A 23,718-nucleotide genomic window follows, 5' to 3' on the forward strand; every position below is an offset into this window, starting at 1 on the left:
ATCGAACTGTACGGTAAAGATGGTAGTCGCTACCGACGTTACCTATCCCTGTCGGAAGTGCCGTCTGATTTGGACAACTACTATGTCCGCATTCAGTCAGACAAGTTCAAGGATATGCTCTTACCTGTTACTAAGATTACAGATAAGGGCAATGCCTATTCCGTAACGGTATCAGCTAATCAGCTCGTCGAGGGAGAAGGGGATCATTATCGTCCAGATTACTCTTTTGAACTGCCGAAAACGCCTCTTAGTCAAGAAGGTGTCTATACGTCCTTCAAAGCGCTCGTAGAGGCCATGAAGTCAAACCCGACTGGAAACTTCACATTAGGAGCGGATGTTTCAGCAGATGAACTCCAGTTGGAACAGTCTGCGACAAGCTATGTACCAGAAGAATTTTCAGGTAGCCTAACTAGCCGAGTGGATGGCAAAGATTATACCATCTACAACTTGGCAAAACCACTCTTTGCAACCTTGAAAAATGCCACCATCCAGCAACTGACCTTGAAATCGACTGCAGTTACAGGCAAGGATTCTATAGGGGCCTTGGCTAGCAACGCTCAGAACGCAACGATTACGGATGTTTCTGTAAGTGGTAGTCTATCTGGGAACAAGCATATCGGTGGACTCGTAGGAGTTGCCCAAAACACAAAACTAACCAATGTTGCCTTTAAAGGATCCATCACCAGCACCCAAGATGGAGGGCAGGAGTACAATATTGGTGGCCTGGTCGGTAATTTCCACGGCAACCAATCACTGGCGCAGAAGAGTCAGGCAGATGTATCTATCCAAGTAACGGGTAGAAACGGAGACCAGCGTGTTGGAGGCTTGATTGGTCGCTTGCAAAATGGAGCTAGATTAGAAACTTCTTATGTGAGTGGTTCTATCCAGAATGGAGGTCATTCTGGCCAAGTCGGTGGAGCAATCGGGTCTACTTGGAACAATGGACAGGTCCGAAATGTCTTGACCAGTGTCAAGGTTCAAAATGGTCATGCGATGACAGGAGATCCCTATCCTGAGGCTTCTGTTCGGGACTCTTATGTTCTTGAAGGAACTACAGCAAATCGAAAAGATGAGCGTTTTGTCCGTTCTATTTCAGAGGCCGATGCGCAAGCCAAACGTCAGTCCTTTAGAATCACTTCGAACTTGACGGACCAAGAGCCATTGCAGCAAGCTTACCAGCATCAAACAGACTATAGTCGAGTGAGGGGAGCTCAGGAGTCCAGAAAGCAAGCCTACGAAAATGTAGAAAAACTATTACCATTCTACAACAAAGACTTCATCGTTCATACAGCTAACCAATTAGCTGAAGATGATAAACTCAACAAAGTAGCCCTGCTAGATGTGGTTCCGATGAAAGATGAGACACTGATAACAGATGTCAACAGCCATAAGGGTGAAATCAATAGACTGATGCTGCATTATGCAGATAAGACGATCGCTTATCTTGATCTGACCTACAAGGGTGATTTTGCCAATGGCCAGATTGCTGAATATAGCATCGCTGATAAGAATTTGCTCTATACGCCAGAAGTCTTCCTATCTGACTACCAGTCTATTAAAGAGAGTGTCTTGGATGAACTCAAATCTGTGACCTATGACTCGGCTGCAGTGCGTAAAGTATTAGGGATTGGTGAAACAGCTTCCTTAGATGATCTTTATCTGGAAAAAGCCTTTGAACAAATCAAAGCTGAACTAGGTCAGGAGCTCCTCAAGGTACTTTCAGTTGACAAGTCGATCAACACCCTAGGCCCTGCCGTAGCGGATGCGATTAGCCAAAAAATTCTGCAGAACAAAGAGGCCTTCATGCTTGGTCTGACCTATCTCAACCGATGGTACAATGTCAACTATGGAACGTTCAATACCAAAGATCTTAGTGCCTATAAGTTTGATTTCTTTGGCAATCAAGCAGCTTCGACACTGGATACTATCATCGCTCTCGGGAACTCTGGAATGGGCAATCTTCGAGCGCAAAACAACTTCAATGCTTACCGACAATCCCTAGCCAAGGAAAAAGGCAAAGGAGACCTCTTTGCTTACTTAGAAAGTCTGCGTGAACTCTTCTTGCCAAATAAAACCAACAGTGAGTGGTTCAAGGAAAATACTAAGGCTTATATCGTAGAAGCTCGTTCAAGTCTGCCAGAAATTCAGGCTAAGCAAGACAATGCAGATCGTAAGAGTAAGTATACAATCAAGGTCTACGACAGACTGACTCAGGGAGATTGGGGCTTCAAGCAAATGGTCCTCCAACTTCTGACCTTACCTGAAAGAGATGTCTATATCATCAGCAATATGTCGACTATTGCCTTTGGTAGCTTTGGAGGCTACAGGAAAGAAGGTGGTAGAGTTCTCTCAGGCGAGGAACTCCATCGACACGTTGAAAAACTTGTGGATCAATCAGCTGAATGGCAACGAAACCACTATGACATGTGGTACAACATTTTAAGTCCAAACAGGAAAGACACTCTATTCAGACGGGTGATCGTTACAGACGGTTTCTTTCTTTATAATGATAAAGGCCAGCAATATTGGGCTCCTCGTAATGATAAGACCTCTGTTGCTATGTATAATTTCTTTGGCCCTGCTGGCAAGTATCACGGAGACAATGGACTAGGAGCCTTTGCAAATGGTTATGAAGTCTTCTATGTCTATGACCAGATGCTGGGAGCTTCTGGAACCATGGTCTATACCCATGAAATGACCCACAACTCGGATGGTTCTATCTATTTTGAAGGACATGGTCGTCGTGAGGGTGAAGGACCTGAGAGTTTTGCTACAGGGATGTTAGAGTCTGTAACCAATGTTAGCGAAAAAGGTCTCGTACTTAATAGCTTCTATCAAGGAGATAAAGATTCGACCACACGTTACCATACCTATGATCCTGTTGCTCGATTCTCCTCAGCAGATGCTCTTCGCGACTACATGCATGGAGTTTTTGACGTACTGAACCTTCTGGATTATGTAGAAGGGGATATTGTTACTGGAGTTCTAACTGATCAACAGAAAATGAAATGGTACCGTAAGGCTGAAAATTATAACTTTGAAAAAACTTCTTATGGTAAACAAGCTCACGCTGATGATCGAATTGTCCCTATAACTGCCGAAGAAGCAGCCAAACTAAAATCTGTTGATGATTTGGTTGATCATAATATCATTGGTCGTCGCGATGGTTGGGATAGAGCTAACTTTGGACGAAATGGCTACTATGTCATCAATATGTTTGCTTCCTTCTATGCAGCTCTGGACAATCCAACTGGTGCACCTGGGGGACTTATGTTCCGCCGTAGAGCTTATGAATTGCTCGGAGACAAGGGTTACCAACAAGGATTTGTCCCATATGTATCTGGCCAATACGCTGGCCAAGCGCTTAAAGAAGGTCATAAGACCTACTCAATCTGGAACAGAGGAGATGTCGGAGTAGTTGGAGATGATTTGGTTTTCAAAAATCTCTATGGTAGCCAGTATGAATCATGGAAGGATTTGAAGAAAGCCATGTTGAATGAGCGATACAACAAGGCTCAAAACTTCCTTCGCCCTATCACTATCGAGTTTGAAGCAGGAAAACTAGATAGCAAACGACAAATTACGATTTCTTCTTATGAGGAATTACAAGATTATATGTACTTAGCAGTACTAGCGGATGCCTCAGCTAAGAACATTGATCGTGCCTTATCAGACAGCTCTAAGAGCAGTGTCGCCCAACTCAAGTATCGTATTTTCAACGCTTATCTACGTGCCACAGACGACTTCAGACAGTCCATCTTTGAAAGATAGACACGAAAAAAGAAGATCCAAGTGATCTTCTTTTTTAGGTGAATGGCTTGCTTAGTACAAAAACGAATGAATTTACAAATAAATTGATACAGGACATATTTCTTACTCTAAATATCTGGAGAGAAATTGGAAAACATTCATCATCTAGTATACTCGTTTCGAAATTTCTTTTGTTTTTCATGAAAATATGATAAAATGATAGTTGTAAAATTTTTTTAAGGAGATTCGGATGAAAACAAAAGCACTTGCTCGCGTAAATGCGATTTTTGGTCTTATTTCAGGTATCGTCTTGCTGTTGGCACCTCTTGTTATGTTTATGATAGCTGTCGGGGCTGCTGCAGCGACGGAGGACTCTGATGCAACAGTTGGTATATTGACGATTTTTTCAATCATTTTGGCATTGGTAAAAATTGCTGTCTTGGTTTTAGGAATTGTGTCTATTGTCTATTACAAGGACGATGAGCGTGTGACCCCTGCACCGTCTGTTTTGTTTATCGTGGGTGGTTCTGTTGGATTGATCCCATTCTTGGGCTGGGTAGGAGGAATTCTGACAATCATTGGTGGATCCCTCTATTTTGGACTTTTGAAAAAGTTCGAGATTCAAGAATAATGACTTTTTGTTAGGAATATTTTCAAATAAGAGAAGGCGCTTAGCCTTCTTTTTTTGTCATCAACGACGGATAAATTTTACAAGATAAATAAGCTTTGACATTCGTGAAATCTAAAGCATTTATTGGAGACAAGGAAGTATTTTTATAGTATAATGGTGGATGTGAAATACCTATATCAAAATATAATGCTAGTTATTTTCTTGATAGAAGGTAAAAGTTGAGAGGATTTAAAATGAAAAAGTTTTTTGGAGAGAAGCAGCATCGTTTCTCCTTACGAAAATTAGCAATTGGACTTGTGTCAGCTTCGATTTCAAGCCTATTTTTTGTGTCCATTGCGAGTAGTGGAACCGTATTTGCTCAAGAAAATGTAGCTGTTCACTACAAATATGTGACGGATACGGAGCTGAGTGGGCAAGAGAAGGACTTGATTGTCAAGGATATTCCGAAGATTGCGGAAGATAGTGAGAGCACCTATTATCTAGTCTACCGTATGGATGAGAAAGCCCAACTAGGTCAGTTGCCCAATACAGGTGGGCAGAATAGCCTTACTAGTGTTTTAACTGGTGGAGCCCTAGCTTCAATTGGCCTTCTTATTTTTGTCGTATCGAAAAAGAAAGGCAAAAAGAAAGCCCTCTTGAATGTGATTTTGGTAACAGGGATGGGCAGTGGTTTGGCTTCTTCAGTTCAGGCTATTGAAAATCAACTTTTGCTCCAGTACAATCAGGAATACCAATTATCCCAAGGAGATAGTCTGCCTTTGCCACGTGCCTTATCAGGTTATACTTATCTAGGCTATATTAAGCAAGACAAAGAGATTAATCAGCAAGAAACTGCTGCTAGGGATCAGAAACTTGACTATACAGTTCAACCTCATTTCCAAGCCAACGAAGGTGGACAAAAGGCAGGAGATGAGCAGAAAGCTCCGTCTTCAACAAGCCCTGCAGACAAGACAATCCCTTCTCAAGATTTATCTAATAAAAAGCCGTCTGGTATTGCTAGTGTAGATCCTCAAGACGAAGTCTTGGCTGGTCGCGTGAACAAACCAGAGCTCTTATACAAAGACCAAGAGATTGTAACCAAACTAGATGTTTCAGAAGTGGTGCAGGAAAATCCAGATCTAGCAGAGGGAACCATCCATGTCAAACAAGAAGGTCGTGCTGGGAAGAAGATTGAACTTGTTCGCATTTTCACGGTTGAAAACCAAGAAATTTCTAGGGAAGTTCTCTCAACTAAGGTAGAAGAAGCCTTGCCACGTATAGTAGAGAAAGGGACTAAGAAGGCAGTAGCTGCAAGTGAAGCACCTCAGTCTGCAAGAAAAGGAGAGCCTGAGACTCAGGCTCCATTACCAGAATATACAGGCGAGCAAGCGGGAGCGGTTGTAGCCCCAGAGACAGCTGAAAAACCAGAATATACAGGCACCCAAGCTGGAGCAGTTGTTGAACCCGAACAAGTCGCTCCGCTACCTGAGTATCAGGGAACCCAAGCTGGTGCTATCGTCGAGCCAGAACAAGTTGAGCCAGAGGTTGGGGGTGTCCAGTCTGGGGCTTTGGTGGAACCAGAAACGACTGACAAACCAGCCTATACAGGCGAGCAGTCAGGAGCAATCGTAGAGCCTGAACAGGTGCCACCAACACCAGAATATACAGGAACTCAAGCAGGAGCGATTGTTGACCCTGAGATAGCTGAAAAACCAGAATATACAGATACTCAATCAGGTGCGATAGTGGAACCTGAGACTCAATCTTCCTTACCAGAATATAAAGGTGAGCAAGCAGGAGCCATCGTTGAACCGGAACAAGTCGCTCCTCTTCCAGAATATACTGGCAATACCGAGCAAGTAAAACCGGAAACTCCGACAGAAAAACCAAAAGAAAAAGACCCAGAGAAGACGCTTGAGCTAAGAAATGTTTCGGATCTGGAGTTGTATAGTCAGACCAATGGTACTTACAAACAACACGTTTCTTTAGACGGTGTCCCAAGTAATCCAGACACTTACTTTGTCAAGGTTAAATCCTCGTCATTTAAAGATGTCTATTTACCAGTCGCTTCAATAACGGCAGAAATAAAAAATGGGCAGCCAGTTTATAAAATCACAGCCAAGGCTGAGAAACTCCAGCAAGAGCTAGAAAATAAATATGTTGATAATTTCACCTTCTACCTAGCTAAGAAGGCTAGAGAGGAAACGACAACCTTTACTTCCTTTAGCAACCTAGTCAAAGCTATCAACCAGAATCTCTCTGGAACCTATCATTTAGCAGCTAGTTTGAATGCCAACGAAGTGGAGTTAGAGCCTGAAGCTAAATCCTACATCAAGGGTACCTTTACTGGTCAGTTGATCGGTGAAAAAGATGGCAAGCAGTATGCTATTTACAACTTGAAAAAACCACTGTTTGAAACTTTGAGTAGTGCCACAGTAGAAAAATTGAGTCTGAAAAATGTCTCCATTTCAGGGAAAGATGATATCGGTGCATTGTCCTATGAAGCTCAGAATGGCACAAAGATTCAGCAAGTTCACGTTGATGGTGTTCTCGCCGGTGAACGTGGTATCGGTGGTTTGCTGGCAAAGGCTGAGCAATCAAGCATCACAGAGAGCAGTTTCAAGGGAAGAATTATCAACACGTATGAGACGACTGCTGCCTATAATATCGGTGGTCTGGTCGGTCATTTGACAGGTGACAAGGCTTTACTTACTAAGTCAAAAGCGACAGTAGCCATTTCATCCAACACAAATAGTTCAGATCAGACAGTGGCTGGTCTTGCAGGTCTAGTAGATCAGGATGCACAAATCCAAGATAGCTATGCTGAAGGCGATATTAACAATGCCAAGCACTTTGGTAGAGTCGCGGGAGTAGCAGGCTATTTGTGGGATCGAAAAACTAATGAGGAACAGCATGCTGGAAGATTGACCAATGTTCTCAGTGATGTCAATGTAACCAACGGAAATGCCATTACCGGTTACCACTATAATGGAATGAAGGTGAAGGACACATTCAGCAGCAAGGCAAACAGAGTCTACAATGTCACCTTAGTCAAGGATGAGGTCGTCAGCAAGGAATCCTTTGAAGAAAGAGGAACAATGCTAGATGCTTCCCAGATTGAAAGCAAGAAAGCAGCCATCAATCCTCTCACTCTACCAACAGTGGAACCCCTCTCAACAAGTGGCAAGAAAGACAGTGATTTTTCTAAGGTAGCCCATTATCAAGCTAAGCGCGCCTTGGCTTATAAGAACATTGAAAAATTGCTACCTTTCTACAACAAGGCAACCATCGTCAAATACGGAAATCTGGTCAATGAGAACAGTCTGTTATATCAAAAAGAACTCTTGTCAGCAGTTATGATGAAGGATAACCAAGTCATCACAGACATTGTTTCCAACAAAGAGACTGCAAACAAACTCTTGCTTCACTACAAGGACCATTCTTCTGAGAAGCTTAATCTCAAGTACCAGGATGATTTCGCCAAATTAGCAGAATATAGTCTAGGCGATACTGGACTTCTCTATACGCCAAACCAATTCCTGTATGACCAATCTTCCATCATCAAGCAAGTCTTACCTGACTTACAAAAGATTGACTATCATTCAGAAGCCATCAGAAAGACACTCGGTATTTCTCCAAAAGTCGAGCAGACTGAGCTCTATCTAGAAGACCAGTTCGCCAAAACAAAACAACATTTGGAAGACAGTTTGAAAAAACTCTTGTCAGCTGATGCTGGACTTGCCGGTGCTAACCCAGTCACCAAGGGTTATCTTGTAGATAAAATCAAACGCAACAAGGAAGCCTTGCTACTTGGCTTGACCTATCTGGAACGTTGGTACAACTTCAGCTATGGTCAAGTAAACGTCAAAGACCTGGTTCTGTACCATCTGGACTTCTTTGGTAAGGGAAATGCTTCACCACTGGACACTCTTATTGAGTTAGGTAAATCTGGCTTTAACAATCTTCTAGCTAAGAATAATGTCGATACTTATGGTATCAGTCTTGCCAACCAGCATGGAACAACAGATTTATTTAGCACGCTAGAAAATTACCGAAAAGTCTTTCTACCAACCACAAGCAACAATGACTGGTTTAAATCAGAGACTAAGGCTTACATCGTTGAAGAAAAATCCACTATCGAAGAGGTGAAAGCGAAGCAAGGATTAGCTGGCACCAAGTACTCTGTCGGTGTTTATGACCGCATCACGAGTGCCACATGGAAATACCGCAATATGGTCTTGCCTCTCCTAACCTTGCCAGAGAAATCAGTATTTGTCATCTCGACCATGTCTAGTCTAGGATTTGGAGCCTATGATCGCTACCGAAATAGTGACCATAAAGCGGGCAAGGCTCTCAATGACTTTGTTGAAGAAAATGCGCGTGAAACAGCCAAACGTCAGCGAGATCACTACGATTATTGGTATCGCATTTTAGATAATGAGGGACGTGAAAAACTCTATCGTACCATCTTGCTTTATGATGCCTATAAATTTGGTGATGACACAACCTCAGGAAAAGCTACATTGGAGGCTAAGTTTGATAGTTCCAATCCAGCCATGAAAAACTTCTTTGGACCAGTTGGCAATAAGGTAGTTCACAACCAGCATGGAGCCTACGCAACAGGTGATGGCGTCTACTATATGTCTTACCGTATGTTGGACAAGGATGGCGCCATTACATATACCCATGAAATGACCCATGATTCCGATCAGGATATCTACCTTGGCGGCTATGGTCGAAGAAGTGGCTTGGGACCAGAGTTCTTTGCAAAAGGTTTATTGCAAGCCCCTGACCAACCAAGTGACGCAACCATTACCATCAATTCTATCTTGAGACACTCAAAATCAGATAGTGCAGAGGGCTCCCGTCTGCAAGTCTTGGATCCGACAGAGAGATTCCAAAACGCATCAGATCTTCAGAGCTATGTCCACAACATGTTTGACCTCATCTACATGTTGGAATATCTCGAAGGACAATCAATCGTCAACAAACTGAATGTTTACCAGAAAATGGCGGCTCTCAGAAAAATTGAGAACAAGTATGTGAAAGATCCAGCAGATGGAAATGAGGTTTACGCCACTAACGTAGTCAAAGAATTGACAGAAGCAGAGGCCCAAAACTTGAATAGTTTTGAAAGTTTGATTGACCACAACATCTTATCAGCTCGTGAGTACCAGACTGGCGACTATGAACGAAATGGCTACTATACCATTAAACTCTTTGCCCCAATCTTTTCAGCTCTCAGCAGTGAGAAAGGCACGCCAGGGGACCTTATGGGGCGTAGGATTGCTTACGAACTTTTGGCTGCCAAAGGCTTTAAGGATGGAATGGTACCTTATATCTCAAATCAATACGAAGAAGCTGCCAAACAAAAAGGTCAAACTATCAATCTCTATGGGAAAGAACGAGGATTGGTGACCGATAAACTTGTATTGGACAAGGTATTTGAAGGCAAGTATGCATCTTGGGCTGCCTTTAAGAAAGCCATGTATAAAGAACGTGTGGATCAGTTTGAAAACTTGAAACAAGTGACCTTTAAAGATCCGACAAAACCATGGCCAAGCTATGGGACCAAGACCATCAATCAAGTGAGTGAATTGCAAGCCCTCATGGATCAAGCTGTTCTCAAGGATGCTGTAAGTCCTCGTTGGAGCAACTATAATCCAGAGTATGATAGTGCCGTTCATAAGTTGAAGAGAGCAATCTTTAAAGCTTATCTTGACCAAACAAACGACTTCAGAACCTCTATTTTTAAGAAATAAGGGTTGGAAAATGAAAAGGGAGGATCGACAGATCTTCTCTTTTTATGTTCGGATGTCTGAAAGCAGGTAGGCGATTTGTTTGTGACGGAGAAGGTCTTTTGTTTCTGGAGCAAATATGGTAGAATGATAGCTACGAGAGAAGGAGGTTTTTATGGAGAGAGATAGATTGGTTCGACTCAATTGGAGACTGGGCATGGTGGCAGGCATAACCTTGCTTTTGGGACCTGTCCTACGATTTTTGCTATCCTATACTGGTGCCATCATCTATAAAGATCCTTCAAAGATGTTGGTCGTAACGGTTGCCTTTTCCTTGCTCCTGACATTTTTTAAGATTTTAATGATTGCATTAGGGACCTTTATGTTAATCTATTTTGAAGAAGATCAACAACTTCGAAAGCTGCCTTCTATTCTATTTATCATTGGTGGCGTGCTGGGATTTCTTTCAGCGACTGAGTGGATAGGAGGATTTCTAATCATTAAAGGTGCTGTTTCTTTTGCTAAATTTTTGAAAGAAGTTCGTGGCCTTGTCTGAAAGTCTAGTGAAACAATCCGTTGGAGGGTTGTTTTTTCATTTAATGAATTATCTAATGATTCAAAACTCATTTATCGGAGGTTTGATATTAGCTGCTTATGGTGTATTAACAGTACTAAGTGCTTTTCAAACTCTACTAGTTTTGCATCTTACTTCTGGTGGAACACATGTTGTCAGTGTGGTAGTATTTGAAAAAGCTAATCTTGAAAATTGCAAAGAAACAATTGAAGGTCTAATTCATAATCGTTACAATGATACTAATGTAACTAAGAATACTGATCGTATAATTGATGCTTTAAATAAAAAATAATTGCAATCGTTTCTTGATTGAATATCGCGAATTAATAATAACTAGATGAGAGGACACTGTTCTCTCTTTTTAGTTGATTTTAACTAGCTTTTTTGTGAAAAATTGTGTAAAATAGAATAGATAAACGAGGGAAACCTCGAAAAATAAAAGGAGAATCCATCTAATGGTAAAATTGGTTTTTGCTCGCCACGGTGAGTCTGAATGGAACAAAGCTAACCTTTTCACTGGTTGGGCTGATGTTGATTTGTCTGAAAAAGGAACACAACAAGCGATTGACGCTGGTAAATTGATCAAAGAAGCTGGTATCGAATTTGACCAAGCTTACACTTCAGTATTGAAACGTGCAATCAAAACAACAAACTTGGCTCTTGAAGCTTCTGACCAATTGTGGGTTCCAGTTGAAAAATCATGGCGCTTGAACGAACGTCACTACGGTGGTTTGACTGGTAAAAACAAGGCTGAAGCTGCGGAACAATTTGGTGATGAGCAAGTTCACATCTGGCGTCGTTCATACGATGTATTGCCTCCAAACATGGATCGTGATGATGAGCATTCAGCACACACTGACCGTCGTTACGCTTCACTTGACGACTCAGTTATCCCAGATGCTGAAAACTTGAAAGTGACTTTGGAACGTGCCCTTCCATTCTGGGAAGACAAAATTGCTCCAGCACTTAAAGATGGTAAAAACGTATTCGTAGGAGCTCACGGCAACTCAATCCGTGCCCTTGTAAAACACATCAAACGCTTGTCAGATGACGAAATCATGGACGTGGAAATCCCTAACTTCCCACCATTGGTATTCGAATTCGACGAAAAATTGAATGTAGTTTCTGAATACTACCTTGGAAAATAATCTATAAACAGAAAGCCTAGGGTTCCTAGGCTTTTTTGTATCTAAGTTTAAAAAAAGGCAATTTAGCTAATTGAAAAAGTATAAAATGAGAGGATATAGCTTATGAAATAGTAAGTTGTATGAATTAATCTTCTTTTGATTCGTAGCTCCAGTGTTCGTAGTTATAGGTTGATAAGATTATATCCGTGATTTCTTCCGGTTCTTCTTGAGCTCCCCCAGCAATCCAAAGAGAAATAATTCCTTCAATACTTGATAAGAAGATTTCCAAAGCGTATTTGTGAGGAATTTGGAAGTTTTCAGATAAGAAATGACGAGTCTTTTCTTTTTGATTTTCAGTTAGAATAATGCTACTTAGAAATTCACGAATTGCACCACGAAAGTCTATGTAATGACTTTGGGACAAGGCGTTAATAAGGCGTTCGTTCGAACGTAATATATAGAAGTTGGCTAACATAAACTTTCTAGGCGATTCTCTTTCTTTTTCTAAAAAAATGTAGAGCTGGGAAATAATTTCACTTTTAAAACTGTCAATCATTTGATATTTGTCTTCATAGTGTAGATAGAAAGTTCCCCTATTAATCCCTGCGCGTTTACAGAGTTTACTAATTGATATATTTTCAAATTTCTCCTCTGATAGCAACTGAATCAAAGCTTCCTTGATGTCTTCCTTAGTAGTAGTTTTTCGTTTCTGAACCATTTCTCTTCCTTTTTCTTAAATCAACACTTTGTTGATTTTTGATTATTGCTTTTTGACTTAGCCCATTATATAATATTTGTGATTTAGAATCAACACCTTGTTGATTTAAGGAAACGAGCTTTGAAAAGGAGATAAACGATATGGCTTATATTGAAATGAAACACAGCTACAAGCGTTATCAGGTTGGGGATACGGAGATTGTGGCTAATCATGATGTGAATTTTGAAATTGAAAAGGGGGAGCTGGTTATTATCCTTGGTGCTTCAGGTGCTGGAAAATCAACCGTTCTCAATCTCCTAGGAGGTATGGATACCAATGATGAGGGGGAGATTTGGATCGATGGTGCCAATATTGCCAACTATAGTTCGCACCAGAGAACAAACTATCGTCGTGAAGATGTAGGTTTTGTTTTTCAGTTTTATAATCTAGTTTCCAATCTGACAGCCAAGGAAAATGTGGAACTGGCTTCAGAAATCGTGACAGATGCCTTAGAACCTGAGCAGGTCTTGACAGATGTAGGTTTGGCTCATCGCCTCAATAATTTTCCAGCCCAGCTTTCTGGAGGGGAGCAACAGCGAGTCTCCATTGCACGCGCTGTAGCCAAAAATCCTAAAATTCTCCTCTGTGATGAACCGACTGGTGCCTTGGATTACCAGACGGGGAAGCAAGTCTTGAAGATTCTCCAAGACATGTCTCGTCGAAAAGGAGCGACGGTGATTATCGTGACCCACAATGGTGCGCTAGCTCCTATTGCAGATCGCGTGATTCATATGCGCGATGCTACAGTTAAGAGCATGACGATCAATGAGCATCCGCAGGATATCGATACATTGGAGTATTAGCATGAAAAAAACATATCGAAAAGACCTATTTCAGTCAGTGACGACTTCAAAGGGACGCTTTGTTTCTATCTTGACCTTGATGATGCTGGGTTCTTTAGCCCTAGTAGGTCTTAAAGTAGCCAGTCCAAACATGGAACGCACGGCAGGGGATTATCTCCGTAAAGCCAATACCCTGGATCTGGCCGTAATAGCTGATTATGGCTTGGACAAAGAAGACCAAGACGAACTAAAGACCCTTCAAGGAGCAAGTGTTGAGTTTGGCTATATGGTAGACCTAACCGTTGAAAATGGTGAGGAAGCAGTTCGACTTTATTCCAAACCAGAGAGCATTTCAACCTTCCAAGTGACAGAAGGGCGACTGCCAGAGACAAATGAGGAAATTGCCCTAGCCGACTTCTGGAAAGACCGCTATCAGATTGGGCAGACCATTACCTTTACTAAGAAAGAAGAAAAGTCCATCGTAAAATCCCAAACTTTTACAATTACTGGATTTGTTGAGTCGGGTGAGATTCTTTCTAAAGAAGATTTAGGAAGTGCTAGTAGTGGAAATGGCAACCTGACTGGCTATGGAGTAATTTTACCCAGTCAGTTTGACTCAGATGTTTATAGTATTGCGCGTGTGCGCTATGACGATTTAAAAAATCTGGATACTTTTTCATCAGACTATAAGACCAAACGAGCCCAACATCAGGAAGAGTTGCAAGACTTACTTGCTGATAATGGTCAAAAAAGATTGGCAAGTATCAAATCAAATGGGCAAAAGAGCTTGGAAGAGGGCAAAGAACAGCTCCAAACTGCTGAAAGCAACCTTGAAAATGGCAAGAGTCAGTTAGAGCAGGCCGAAAGTCGCTTGAAAACGCAAGAAGAACAAGCGACCGCTTTACCAGAACCGCAAAAGAGTCAAATCGAGGGACAGCTGACAAAAGCTAAGGAAGAACTGGCGACAAAAAAAGAAAAACTGGCTCAGACAGAGAGTGATCTAACTAAGGAAAAAGAGAAGCTTGAACAGCGTCAGAAAGAGCTTGATGAACTGGCAGAGCCGAAATACCACGTATACAATCGCCAAACCATGCCAGGTGGTCAAGGCTACCTCATGTACAGCAATGCATCATCAAGCATTCGTTCAGTCGGAAATATCTTCCCAGTGGTGCTATATATGGTCGCTGCAATGGTGACCTTTACAACGATGACTCGCTTTGTAGATGAAGAACGCACCAATGCAGGTATTTTCAAGGCCTTGGGTTACCGCAACCGAGATATTGTTGCCAAGTTTGTCCTCTATGGTTTTCTTGCAGGAACTGTGGGAACCATTATAGGAACACTTCTTGGACATTATCTTCTTGCAGGGGTGATTTCAGATGTTATAACAGCTGGGATGGTTGTTGGAAAAAGTCACGAGTATTTCTATTGGTCTTATAGTATCCTTGCCCTAGCCTTGAGTTGGGTATCTAGTGTTTTGCCGGCTTATCTGGTGGCGCGAAGGGAGTTGCACGATGAAGCAGCCCAACTCTTACTTCCCAAACCTCCCGTTAAGGGATCAAAGATTTTGCTGGAACGACTGAGCTTTATTTGGAGTCGTTTGAGTTTTACTCATAAGGTTACGGCAAGAAATATCTTTCGTTATAAGCAACGGATGCTGATGACCATTTTTGGAGTTGTAGGTTCAGTTGCTCTCTTATTTGCTGGTCTTGGTATTCAGTCATCTGTGGGAGGAGTTTCCGAACGCCAATTTGAACAAATCCAGCAATACCAGATGATTGTAGCAGAAAAGAGCAGTGCAACGGAGCAAGAAAAAGCAGATCTGGAAAGTGCCTTGCAAGCTGAATCGATCCACGCTTATCAAAAGATTTACTCTAAATCCATTGAAAAAGATTTCAAAGGAAAAGCAGGACTTCAAACCATCACCATGATGGTTACTAGTGGAGAAGACTTCAATCCCTTTATCACATTAGAGGAAAATGGGCGAGAGTTGCAGGTCACTAATGGAGCGGTCGTGAGTCAAAAATTAGCCCAATTAGCAAGTGTTACGGTTGGAGACAAGCTGGAGCTTGACGGGAAGGAAATCAAGGTTGCGGCTATTTCTGAAAACTATGTTGGACACTTTGTTTATCTAAACCGTGCGACTTACGAACAAGTCTATGGAACCAGTCCGCAAGACAATACCTACCTAGTAAAATTAAAAGACCCAACACCTTCCAATACGGAGAAAGAAGCGGCTACTTTCATGGGAAAAGCTGCTGTTTCTGGGGTCGTCCAAAATGCAACGGCTATCCATCTCTTTGAATCTGTAGCCAATTCTCTCAATAAAACCATGGCAATCCTTGTCCTTGTTTCCGTCTTACTAGCCATTGTCATTCTTTACAATCTCACCAATATCAATGTGGAAGAACGTATCCGCGAACTTTCCACTATCAAGGTTCTCGGTTTCCACAATAAAGAAGTGACCCTCTATATCTACCGCGAGACCATAGTGCTATCCCTTGTGGGGATTGTTCTCGGTTTGGTAGCAGGCTACTATTTACATCAATTTTTGATACAAATGATTTCACCTGCCACCATACTCTTTTATCCTCAGGTCAGCTGGGAAGTCTATGCGCTTCCAATCGTCGCAGTGACGGTGATTTTGACTTTACTAGGTCTCTTTGTCAATCACCACTTGAGAAAGGTGGATATGCTTGAAGCCCTGAAATCAGTAGAGTAATTCAAGGTTTTAAACAGTAAATCAGTTGACAAAGTCTCTGCTTCTTGGTAGAATAAGAATTGTCGTAAAGACAAATAACTTCTTCTTGGTTACAGGCATGCCAACCTGTCACTCGGATGAAGCCAAATAAAAAGGAGAAACATCATGGCAATCTCAAAAGAGAAAAAAAATGAAATCATCGCACAATATGCACGTCACGAAGGTGATACAGGTTCAGTAGAGGTTCAAGTTGCTGTCCTTACTTGGGAAATCAACCACCTTAACGAACACATCAAACAACACAAAAAAGACCACGCTACTTACCGTGGATTGATGAAGAAAATCGGTCGCCGTCGTAACTTGCTTGCATACTTGCGTAAAAACGACGTTAACCGTTACCGTGAGTTAATCAACTCTCTTGGACTTCGTCGCTAATCTTGCGTCTAAAACGTTTCTATACTTCGTTGGCTTCAGCTCGATGTACCATTAGTACAATCTTCGCCTCGTCGCCTAGTCTATAAACGTTTTATCCAGCAAGACTTGAGCTCTCTGATATTCAGAGAGCTTTTTTACTTTTGTCACCCTACCTCGATATACTAAAGTATTATCTTCGGTTACGGTTTCTAGCACTGTAAGGTAAAATAAACCAAATCATCTCCCTTCGGGGAGATTTTTTATTTTCACTAGTTTTATAGTACAATCTTCGGCTTGTCGCCTAGTCTATAAACGTTTTAGCCCGAGCTCAAATCAGCTCTCTGACTTCAGATGGCTTTTTCTATATATATTTACATCCTTGTTCATCTAATAGAAATATGGTATACTTTTCATGAGAATTTTCTAAATTTTTAATTTTGTTTAAGGAGGTTTTCATGCTTTCCAAATTTTCTGGAAGCCGACGGGACCTGCAATTTGTGTTACTTTTAGGTATTTTGCTAGCTACTTTAGGGATTTCCCTCTTTCTAGCAGTTTCAATGGGATCCGTTGCGATTGCTCTAGGAGATACCTATCGGATTATTTTGAGTAGGTTGGGGTTTCCGCTTGAGATAGGAGAGGTTTCTAAGTCCACTCTTGCCATTGTATGGAATATGAGATTCCCCCGAGTATTACTCGGTCTGATAGTAGGGGCTGGTCTTTCCATGTGTGGCAGTGTGATGCAGTCCACAGTGAACAATCCCATTGCTGAGCCCTATGTCTTAGGAATCTCTGCGGGTGCGACTTTGGGTGCAACCTTGAGCATTATTCTTGGTTTAAAAGTGGTGATTAGCCTTGGAGCTTTTCTTGGAGCTATTTTGGCAACAATTGCTGTCCTCATCATTGCCTCTATGCAGGGAAGGATGACGACTTCTAGTCTGATCTTATCAGGAACGGTGGTCAATGCTCTCTTTCTGGCTTTTTCCAACTTTATCATCTCTGTTGGCGCTAATGCAGACAGTGTGATGACCATTAAGTTTTGGACCATGGGTTCGCTTGCTGGAACTACTTGGTCTGACTTAGTCCTGCCAACTATAGTAGTAGGATTGGCCCTTCTATTTTTCTCTACCCAGTATCGTGTTTTTAATGCGATGATGATGGGAGATGAGGCTGCTTTAACTTTGGGAATTCCCTTACGCTTCTATTGGTATCTTTATGTGACCATGGTGGCTGTGCTGACAGCAGTCTTAGTGGCAACCTGTGGGATTATTGGATTTGTTGGTCTCATTACTCCTCACTTAGCTCGAGGGTTAGTAGGAACGAATTACAGGAGACTTTTTCCCGTTGCGACCTTACTGGGTGCCCTCTTTGTCGTCTGGGCAGATGTACTTTCTCGTGTCATTATTCCAAATGCTGAGCTTCCAATTGGTATTTTCACAGCCTTAGTAGGTGCTCCCTTCTTTATCTACATTGTTGGAGGTAGGCGAAGGGAGGTGAGGGCCTGATATGGACTTGATTTGTCAGGATGTCCACTTTGGACTAGGAGAGAAAAAAATCCTCAAAGGAGTTTCTCTTAAGGTTGAGGGGTATCAATTTCACACGATACTAGGGCCAAATGGAAGTGGAAAAACCAGCCTGCTTAAACTCCTCTATCGTCAGGAAAAGGCGGACAAAGGCTTGATAAGCCTAGATGGAAAGCCACTGGAGCATTGGTCACTCAAAGAAACAGCCAAGCAAATGGCAGTTGTCACCCAGTTTAATCAATTGCAGTTTGATTGTACAGTTGAGGAAATCGTCTTGTTGGGCAGAACTCCCCACCTCTCTTTTTTACAGAAGGAAAAGGAAAGGGATTATGCCCTCGTTCAAGATGCTCTCGTCAAGGTGGATATGCTTGAGAAGAAAACTCGTCTCTATTCGTCCTTGTCAGGGGGCGAGAAACAGAGAGTCTTGTTGGCACGCGCCTTGGCGCAAGAACCGACTCTCTTGCTCCTGGATGAACCTACCAATCACCTGGATATCAAGTACCAGTTAGACTTGTTGGCAATTGTGAAGAATCTCAAGGTCAATGTTTTAGCTGTCCTACATGATATTCAACTTGCTTGTCGCTATTCGGATTATCTCTATCTGATGAAAGAGGGAGAAATCCTTTACCAAGGGACTCCAAAGGAGACCATCACCCCTGAGTCATTGCAAACTGTATACGGAGTTCAAAGTCAGGTGACTTGGACCGAGGATCAGCAAGCCATGATTCACTATTTATAAAAGTAAAAAGGAAAATAAGATGAAAAAAACACTAAGCATTTTACTCGTAACAGTAGCTACCTTAACCATGGCAGCTTGTGGCAACACTACTACAGAAAAAGCTACCACGCAGTCTAGCACAGAAACAAGTCAAAAGGCCAGCACAGAGACGACTTATCCGTTAACGGTTAAAACCTATGATGTTAAGGGAAATGAAGTCGAACAAGTCTTTGACAAGGCACCTGAAAAAGTTATCACCAACAATCTTTCAACAACTGAAATCTTATTGGAGTTAGGCTTGAAGGATAAAATTGCTGGCATGCTCAACCCTGACAATGCTGTAACAGACAAATACAAGGACGCGATTGCGACCATTCCTCAAATCGGTGATAAAAAAACAGTCTCTCAAGAGACAGTCCTTTCTTATGAGCCAGATGCGGTGATGGGTCGAAACATGATGTTTTCAGAAAAATCCTTGGGAACAGTTAGCACTTGGAATGAAAACAAAATCCCAGTCTATACGCAAAAAGCTTCTCTCTCAACGATTCAGCAAGATTTAGGAAATATCGTAGAAGATGTCAAAAATCTGGGAATGATTTTCAATGTTCAGGACAAGGCCAATGAATACGCAGCCCAATTACAAGCTAAAATTGACGCTGTTAAGAAAGCAAATCCAACAAGCCAAGGTGAAAAGAAAAAGGCTTTGATTATGGTTGCTTATAATGACGAAACCTTCGGTGCTTACAAGTCTGCTTTGCAAGAGAGCCTTCTAAATCAACTTGGTTATACCAACGTTGCAACGGGAACATCAGGTTTGACCTTGGAAAATCTCGTGTCAATGGATCCTGAGTTGATTATCTATGTAACCAGCGACCGCAATAAAAAATTGGATGCTAACGCAGTAGAGTTGATGAAGGCAAATGAAGTTTTGGAAAATGTTCCTGCTATTAAGAATCAAAAAATCATGACCATTTCTTACGATGAGTTAATGGACTATGGTCCAGCAGTGATTGATTCCCTTGAGAAAATCAATGACTTTATCAATAAATAATGAGTTTGATTGGGAAGGGATTCAAGTTAAGATCAGCCTTCCTTCGACTTATGATCCCAACCAAACCTATCCAGCTGTTCTCTTGAATGATGGAAACTTGGATTTCCTATCTTCCCTTTCAGAATCTGTGATTTTAGTGGGCTTGACCTCTAAAAATCGCCTAGATGACTACACACCCTGGAAGGCCTCTGCTCTGAGAGAGGGGGCTCCGGATTTTGGCGGTCAGGCAAATGCCTATCATGGTCATTTATTTGGAGGTCTTTTAGATAAGTTGCGGTCTCTTTATCGCCTGGACGAAGATCGCCTTGCCTATGGAGGATACTCATTAGGTGGACTGGCGGCAGTCTACAGTCTATTCAGCTTTGACAAGGTCTCCTGTATCTTCTCTATCTGCGGTTCCTTTTGGTATCCTGATTTTACGACTTATTGCAAGGATGAAAGGGTGAAAAATTTAGATTGTTTACTGTATTTACAGAATGGTCAAACAGAAGGAGTTCATCATACCAATCGTCTGGCTCAGGCACCAGCCTATGCTGAGCAGATCCATACCAGTCTTCAGAAACGTTATCCAACTGGTCAATTTGTCTTTGATCCTTATGGGCATCATGAGCAAGTTGCTGAGCGATTTCTAGCCTTTTCCAACTGGTTGTCCCAAAAATGGAAAATCGAATAAAAGAAATATCCCTTGGCAAAAGCCAAGGGATAATTGTATTTTTTAACCAAGAGCCTCTCTCTTCTTATCTGGATTCCAGATAAAGCTTGCAATGAAGGTAAAGATAATCGTTAGGATACCAACAACCACAGCAAGGATGAGGGCTGGGATGCGGACAAACCACCAGAGTGGGTTTGGTTTTTTATCATTGTGCCATTGCTTGGTTTCTTCGTCTAAACGTTGGAATTCAGCTTGGATGCGGTCTGCAACCATTTCAATCCCTTCATCATTCATTTTCTTGATATCTGAGATATCGATAGGATTTCCAAAGTTCATATCTACACGTTCACGGCTGACTAAGCCTTTCAAGGTCATAGGACCTGTGTAGGTAACCGGCATGATACGGACTTTGGCCATCTTGGCAATCAGGGCTACGCCACCCTTGACATCGTTTGAGTGGCGACTACCACTAGGAAACATGATAAGGGAACGGTCACTTTTTTTGAGGACATTGATAGGGTATTTGATAGCAGAAGCGCTAGGATTTTCCCGGTCGATAGGAAAGGCCCCACACATACGGATCCACCAGCCAAATATGCGGTTGTTAAATAGCTCTTTTTTGGCCATAAAGATGAACTGTTTTGGTTTGGTCGCAAAGGCCATGTATACTGGATCCCACCAGGTACGGTGAGGTGCGACCAAGATATAGTTTTCATCTTTACTAGGGATTTTATCAGTATTGTGGTAGTGAGCATTGCCATTGATGGACCACAAGATCAGCATGACTAGTCCACGCAAATAAGTATAAAACATGAGAACTCCTTCGATTGTATTGCTTTTATTATTATACCTTATCAAAAGACTACTGGCAAACTTTTTCAGTTATCAGCTAACAGTTTTAGATGGGATTAGAATTCTTTTAAAAAAAATGATATGATAGAGTTTATGGATAAAAATAAGATAATGGGATTAACCCAAAGAGAAGTCAAGGAAAGACAGGCTCAAGGTTTGGTCAATGACTTTACCGCCTCAGCCAGTACCAGTACTTGGCAAATCATCAAACGAAATGTTTTTACACTTTTTAACGCATTAAACTTTGTTATTGCCCTAGCGCTTGCCTTTGTACAGGCTTGGAGCAATCTGGTTTTCTTTGCCGTTATCTGCTTTAACGCTTTTTCTGGGATTGTGACTGAGCTACGGGCCAAACATATGGTGGACAAGCTCAATCTCATGACCAAGGAAAAGGTCAAAACCATCCGTGAGGGTCAAGAAGTCGCTCTCAATCCAGAAGAGTTGGTTCTAGGAGATGTCATTCGTTTGTCTGCTGGGGAGCAGATTCCTAGTGATACTCTGGTTCTGGAAGGATTTGCGGAAGTCAATGAAGCCATGTTGACGGGTGAGAGTGATTTGGTGCAAAAAGAAGTGGATGCCTTGCTTTTATCAGGGAGTTTCCTAGCCAGTGGCGCAGTTTTGGCTCAAGTTCACCATGTCGGGGCAGACAACTATGCTTCCAAACTCATGCTGGAAGCTAAGACAGTGAAACCGATCAACTCCCGTATCATGAAATCGCTGGACAAGCTAGCCGGTTTTACTGGGAAGATTATCATTCCCTTTGGTTTAGCCCTCCTGCTAGAGGCCTTTATTTTAAAAGGCTTGCCCCTCAAGTCATCCGTTGTAAATTCGTCAACAGCCCTTTTGGGTATGCTGCCCAAGGGAATCGCCCTTTTGACCATAACTTCGCTCTTGACTGCGGTGATCAAGCTGGGCTTGAAAAAGGTCTTGGTGCAGGAGATGTACTCTGTCGAGACCTTGGCGCGCGTGGATATGCTCTGTCTGGACAAGACGGGGACCATCACCCAAGGAAAGATGCAAGTGGAGGCTTTTCTTCCTCTGACGGAAACTTATGGTGAAGAGGCTATTGCCAGCATTCTGACCAGTTATATGGCCCATAGTGAGGATAAAAATCCAACAGCCCAGGCTATTCGCAAGCGTTTCCAAGGACAGGTTGCCTATCCTGCAATCTCGAATCTTCCTTTCTCAAGCGACCGCAAGTGGGGAGCTATGGAATTAGAAGGGCTAGGAACGGTTTTCATAGGGGCGCCTGAGATGTTGTTGGACTCTGAAGTCCCAGAAGCTAGAGAGGCCTTGGAGAGAGGTTCGCGTGTCTTGGTCTTGGCACTCAGTCAGGAAAAACTAGATCATCATAAACCACAGAAACCATCTGATATTCAGGCCCTCGCCTTGCTGGAAATCTTGGACCCGATTCGAGAAGGAGCAGCTGAGACGCTGGACTATCTCCGTTCCCAGGAAGTAGGTCTCAAGATTATCTCTGGCGACAATCCCGTTACAGTATCCAGCATTGCCCAGAAGGCTGGTTTTGCAGACTATCACAGCTATGTAGATTGCTCAAAAATCACAGATGAGGAATTGATTGCTATGGCTGAGGAAACAGCTATTTTCGGACGTGTTTCCCCTCATCAAAAGAAACTCATCATCCAAACTCTGAAAAAAGCAGGGCATACAACGGCAATGACAGGGGATGGTGTCAATGATATCCTAGCTCTCCGCGAAGCAGATTGTTCTATCGTTATGGCTGAAGGAGATCCTGCGACTCGTCAGATTGCTAATCTGGTTCTCTTGAACTCTGACTTTAATGATGTTCCTGAGATTCTCTTTGAAGGTCGTCGTGTGGTCAATAACATTGCCCATATTGCACCGATTTTCTTGATAAAGACAATCTATTCCTTCTTGCTCGCTGTCATCTGTATCGCCAGTGCTCTTCTAGGACGGTCTGAGTGGATTTTGATTTTCCCCTTCATTCCAATCCAGATTACCATGATTGACCAGTTCGTGGAAGGGTTCCCGCCATTTGTTCTGACTTTTGAGCGAAATATCAAACCTGTTGAGCCAAACTTCCTCAGAAGATCCATGCTTCGCGCCCTACCAAGCGCACTCATGGTCGTGTTCAGCGTTCTCTTTGTGAAAATATTTGGAGCGAGTCAAGGTTGGTCTGAGTTAGAAATCTCAACCCTACTCTATTATCTCTTGGGGTCTATCGGTTTCTTATCTGTATTTAGAGCCTGCATGCCATTTACCCTCTGGCGTGTCCTCTTGATTGTCTGGTCAGTAGGAGGCTTCCTAGCCACAGCTCTTTTCCCAAGAATCCAGAAACTGCTTGAAATTTCGACCTTAACTGGACAAACGTTACCTGTTTATGGGGCCATGATGCTGGTATTTACGGTGATTTTCATTCTAACCAGTCGTTACCAAGCTAGAAAATAAAGAAAGACTGCAATCTGTGGATTGCGGTCTTTTTAGGTGCAA

The 23,718-nt window shown here is 42.3% G+C and carries 16 protein-coding genes; 14 read left to right on the forward strand and 2 right to left on the reverse strand.

What is annotated here, in order from left to right; all coding sequences use genetic code 11:
* From GMD1S_RS02965 to GMD1S_RS02990, 6 genes are all read left to right on the forward strand, one after another.
* Nucleotides 1-3,771 (forward strand): ZmpA/ZmpB/ZmpC family metallo-endopeptidase (locus GMD1S_RS02965; protein ID WP_000519683.1); only part of this gene is annotated, 3,771 nt, incomplete at its 5' end.
* Nucleotides 3,772-4,000: 229 nt separating this feature from the next.
* Entirely contained in the window at nt 4,001-4,381 is a 381-nt protein-coding gene (locus GMD1S_RS02970) for a hypothetical protein (RefSeq protein ID WP_000849881.1), read from the forward strand.
* A gap of 233 nt (nt 4,382-4,614) precedes the next feature.
* Nucleotides 4,615-10,122 carry a ZmpA/ZmpB/ZmpC family metallo-endopeptidase gene (locus GMD1S_RS02975; RefSeq protein ID WP_000713082.1) on the forward strand — a complete coding sequence of 1,836 codons (5,508 nt, stop codon included), beginning with the start codon at nt 4,615-4,617 and terminating at the stop codon, nt 10,120-10,122.
* Between the two features lie 151 nt (nt 10,123-10,273).
* The gene (locus GMD1S_RS02980; RefSeq protein ID WP_000439020.1) at nt 10,274-10,654 is read left to right on the forward strand and encodes a hypothetical protein; all 381 of its coding nucleotides are present in this window, start codon (nt 10,274-10,276) and stop codon (nt 10,652-10,654) included.
* A complete protein-coding gene (locus tag GMD1S_RS02985) occupies nt 10,647-10,964 on the forward strand; it encodes a hypothetical protein (protein WP_227743431.1) in 318 nt (105 codons plus the stop codon). The genes GMD1S_RS02980 and GMD1S_RS02985 overlap by 8 nt, the downstream gene beginning before the upstream one ends.
* A 163-nt stretch (nt 10,965-11,127) precedes the next feature.
* A complete protein-coding gene (locus tag GMD1S_RS02990) occupies nt 11,128-11,820 on the forward strand; it encodes a phosphoglycerate mutase (protein WP_000240130.1) in 693 nt (230 codons plus the stop codon).
* Between the two features lie 124 nt (nt 11,821-11,944).
* Here the strand turns inward: GMD1S_RS02990 and GMD1S_RS02995 are convergent, their stop codons facing one another.
* Nucleotides 11,945-12,517 carry a TetR/AcrR family transcriptional regulator gene (locus GMD1S_RS02995; RefSeq protein ID WP_000250301.1) on the reverse strand — a complete coding sequence of 191 codons (573 nt, stop codon included), beginning with the start codon at nt 12,515-12,517 and terminating at the stop codon, nt 11,945-11,947.
* A gap of 140 nt (nt 12,518-12,657) precedes the next feature.
* Here GMD1S_RS02995 and GMD1S_RS03000 point away from each other — a divergent pair, with 140 nt between their 5' ends.
* The 7 genes from GMD1S_RS03000 to GMD1S_RS03030 all read left to right on the forward strand — a co-directional run bounded on the left by GMD1S_RS03000 (nt 12,658) and on the right by GMD1S_RS03030 (nt 20,415).
* Nucleotides 12,658-13,359, forward strand: a complete 702-nt coding sequence (locus GMD1S_RS03000; protein WP_000323378.1) for an ABC transporter ATP-binding protein — start codon at nt 12,658-12,660, stop codon at nt 13,357-13,359.
* A gap of 1 nt (nt 13,360) precedes the next feature.
* Nucleotides 13,361-16,060: an FtsX-like permease family protein gene (locus GMD1S_RS03005; protein WP_000754606.1), complete on the forward strand. Its 2,700-nt coding sequence runs from the start codon at nt 13,361-13,363 to the stop codon at nt 16,058-16,060.
* A 144-nt stretch (nt 16,061-16,204) separates the two neighbouring features.
* A complete protein-coding gene (gene rpsO / locus GMD1S_RS03010) occupies nt 16,205-16,474 on the forward strand; it encodes a 30S ribosomal protein S15 (protein ID WP_001018251.1) in 270 nt (89 codons plus the stop codon).
* A 434-nt stretch (nt 16,475-16,908) separates the two neighbouring features.
* Complete coding sequence (locus GMD1S_RS03015; RefSeq protein ID WP_000949329.1) at nt 16,909-17,955, forward strand: FecCD family ABC transporter permease; 1,047 nt, start codon at nt 16,909-16,911, stop codon at nt 17,953-17,955.
* Nucleotide 17,956: 1 nt separating this feature from the next.
* Entirely contained in the window at nt 17,957-18,712 is a 756-nt protein-coding gene (locus GMD1S_RS03020) for an ABC transporter ATP-binding protein (RefSeq protein ID WP_000364130.1), read from the forward strand.
* Between the two features lie 19 nt (nt 18,713-18,731).
* Nucleotides 18,732-19,742, forward strand: coding sequence for an ABC transporter substrate-binding protein (locus GMD1S_RS03025; protein WP_000753262.1), 1,011 nt, complete (start codon nt 18,732-18,734; stop codon nt 19,740-19,742).
* Nucleotides 19,723-20,415, forward strand: coding sequence for an alpha/beta hydrolase-fold protein (locus GMD1S_RS03030; protein WP_000175769.1), 693 nt, complete (start codon nt 19,723-19,725; stop codon nt 20,413-20,415). Before GMD1S_RS03025 ends, GMD1S_RS03030 begins: the two co-directional genes overlap by 20 nt.
* Before the next feature lie 42 nt (nt 20,416-20,457).
* On the opposite strand, the gene GMD1S_RS03035 is transcribed toward GMD1S_RS03030, so the two are convergent.
* The gene (locus GMD1S_RS03035; protein ID WP_000500169.1) at nt 20,458-21,207 is read right to left on the reverse strand and encodes a lysophospholipid acyltransferase family protein; all 750 of its coding nucleotides are present in this window, start codon (nt 21,205-21,207) and stop codon (nt 20,458-20,460) included.
* A gap of 132 nt (nt 21,208-21,339) precedes the next feature.
* Between GMD1S_RS03035 and GMD1S_RS03040 the strand changes: the two genes are divergently transcribed.
* Entirely contained in the window at nt 21,340-23,676 is a 2,337-nt protein-coding gene (locus GMD1S_RS03040) for a cation-translocating P-type ATPase (protein ID WP_008278013.1), read from the forward strand.
* Nucleotides 23,677-23,718: the final 42 nt, after the last annotated feature.

It is taken from the genome of Streptococcus sp. GMD1S (assembly GCF_000296875.1).
Taxonomy (GTDB): domain Bacteria; phylum Bacillota; class Bacilli; order Lactobacillales; family Streptococcaceae; genus Streptococcus.

What these genes read in the sequence shown, in the direction of transcription:
- GMD1S_RS03030 (WP_000175769.1), top strand. Translation starts at nt 19,723, where the DNA reads ATGACTTTATCAATAAATAATGAGTTTGATTGGGAAGGGATTCAAGTT.
- GMD1S_RS02990 (WP_000240130.1), top strand. Translation starts at nt 11,128, where the DNA reads ATGGTAAAATTGGTTTTTGCTCGCCACGGTGAGTCTGAATGGAACAAA.
- GMD1S_RS03005 (WP_000754606.1), top strand. Translation starts at nt 13,361, where the DNA reads ATGAAAAAAACATATCGAAAAGACCTATTTCAGTCAGTGACGACTTCA.
- GMD1S_RS02975 (WP_000713082.1), top strand. Translation starts at nt 4,615, where the DNA reads ATGAAAAAGTTTTTTGGAGAGAAGCAGCATCGTTTCTCCTTACGAAAA.
- GMD1S_RS02980 (WP_000439020.1), top strand. Translation starts at nt 10,274, where the DNA reads ATGGAGAGAGATAGATTGGTTCGACTCAATTGGAGACTGGGCATGGTG.
- rpsO (WP_001018251.1), top strand. Translation starts at nt 16,205, where the DNA reads ATGGCAATCTCAAAAGAGAAAAAAAATGAAATCATCGCACAATATGCA.
- GMD1S_RS03020 (WP_000364130.1), top strand. Translation starts at nt 17,957, where the DNA reads ATGGACTTGATTTGTCAGGATGTCCACTTTGGACTAGGAGAGAAAAAA.
- GMD1S_RS03040 (WP_008278013.1), top strand. Translation starts at nt 21,340, where the DNA reads ATGGATAAAAATAAGATAATGGGATTAACCCAAAGAGAAGTCAAGGAA.
- GMD1S_RS02970 (WP_000849881.1), top strand. Translation starts at nt 4,001, where the DNA reads ATGAAAACAAAAGCACTTGCTCGCGTAAATGCGATTTTTGGTCTTATT.
- GMD1S_RS03025 (WP_000753262.1), top strand. Translation starts at nt 18,732, where the DNA reads ATGAAAAAAACACTAAGCATTTTACTCGTAACAGTAGCTACCTTAACC.
- GMD1S_RS02995 (WP_000250301.1), bottom strand. Translation starts at nt 12,517, where the DNA reads ATGGTTCAGAAACGAAAAACTACTACTAAGGAAGACATCAAGGAAGCT.
- GMD1S_RS03035 (WP_000500169.1), bottom strand. Translation starts at nt 21,207, where the DNA reads ATGTTTTATACTTATTTGCGTGGACTAGTCATGCTGATCTTGTGGTCC.
- GMD1S_RS03015 (WP_000949329.1), top strand. Translation starts at nt 16,909, where the DNA reads ATGCTTTCCAAATTTTCTGGAAGCCGACGGGACCTGCAATTTGTGTTA.
- GMD1S_RS03000 (WP_000323378.1), top strand. Translation starts at nt 12,658, where the DNA reads ATGGCTTATATTGAAATGAAACACAGCTACAAGCGTTATCAGGTTGGG.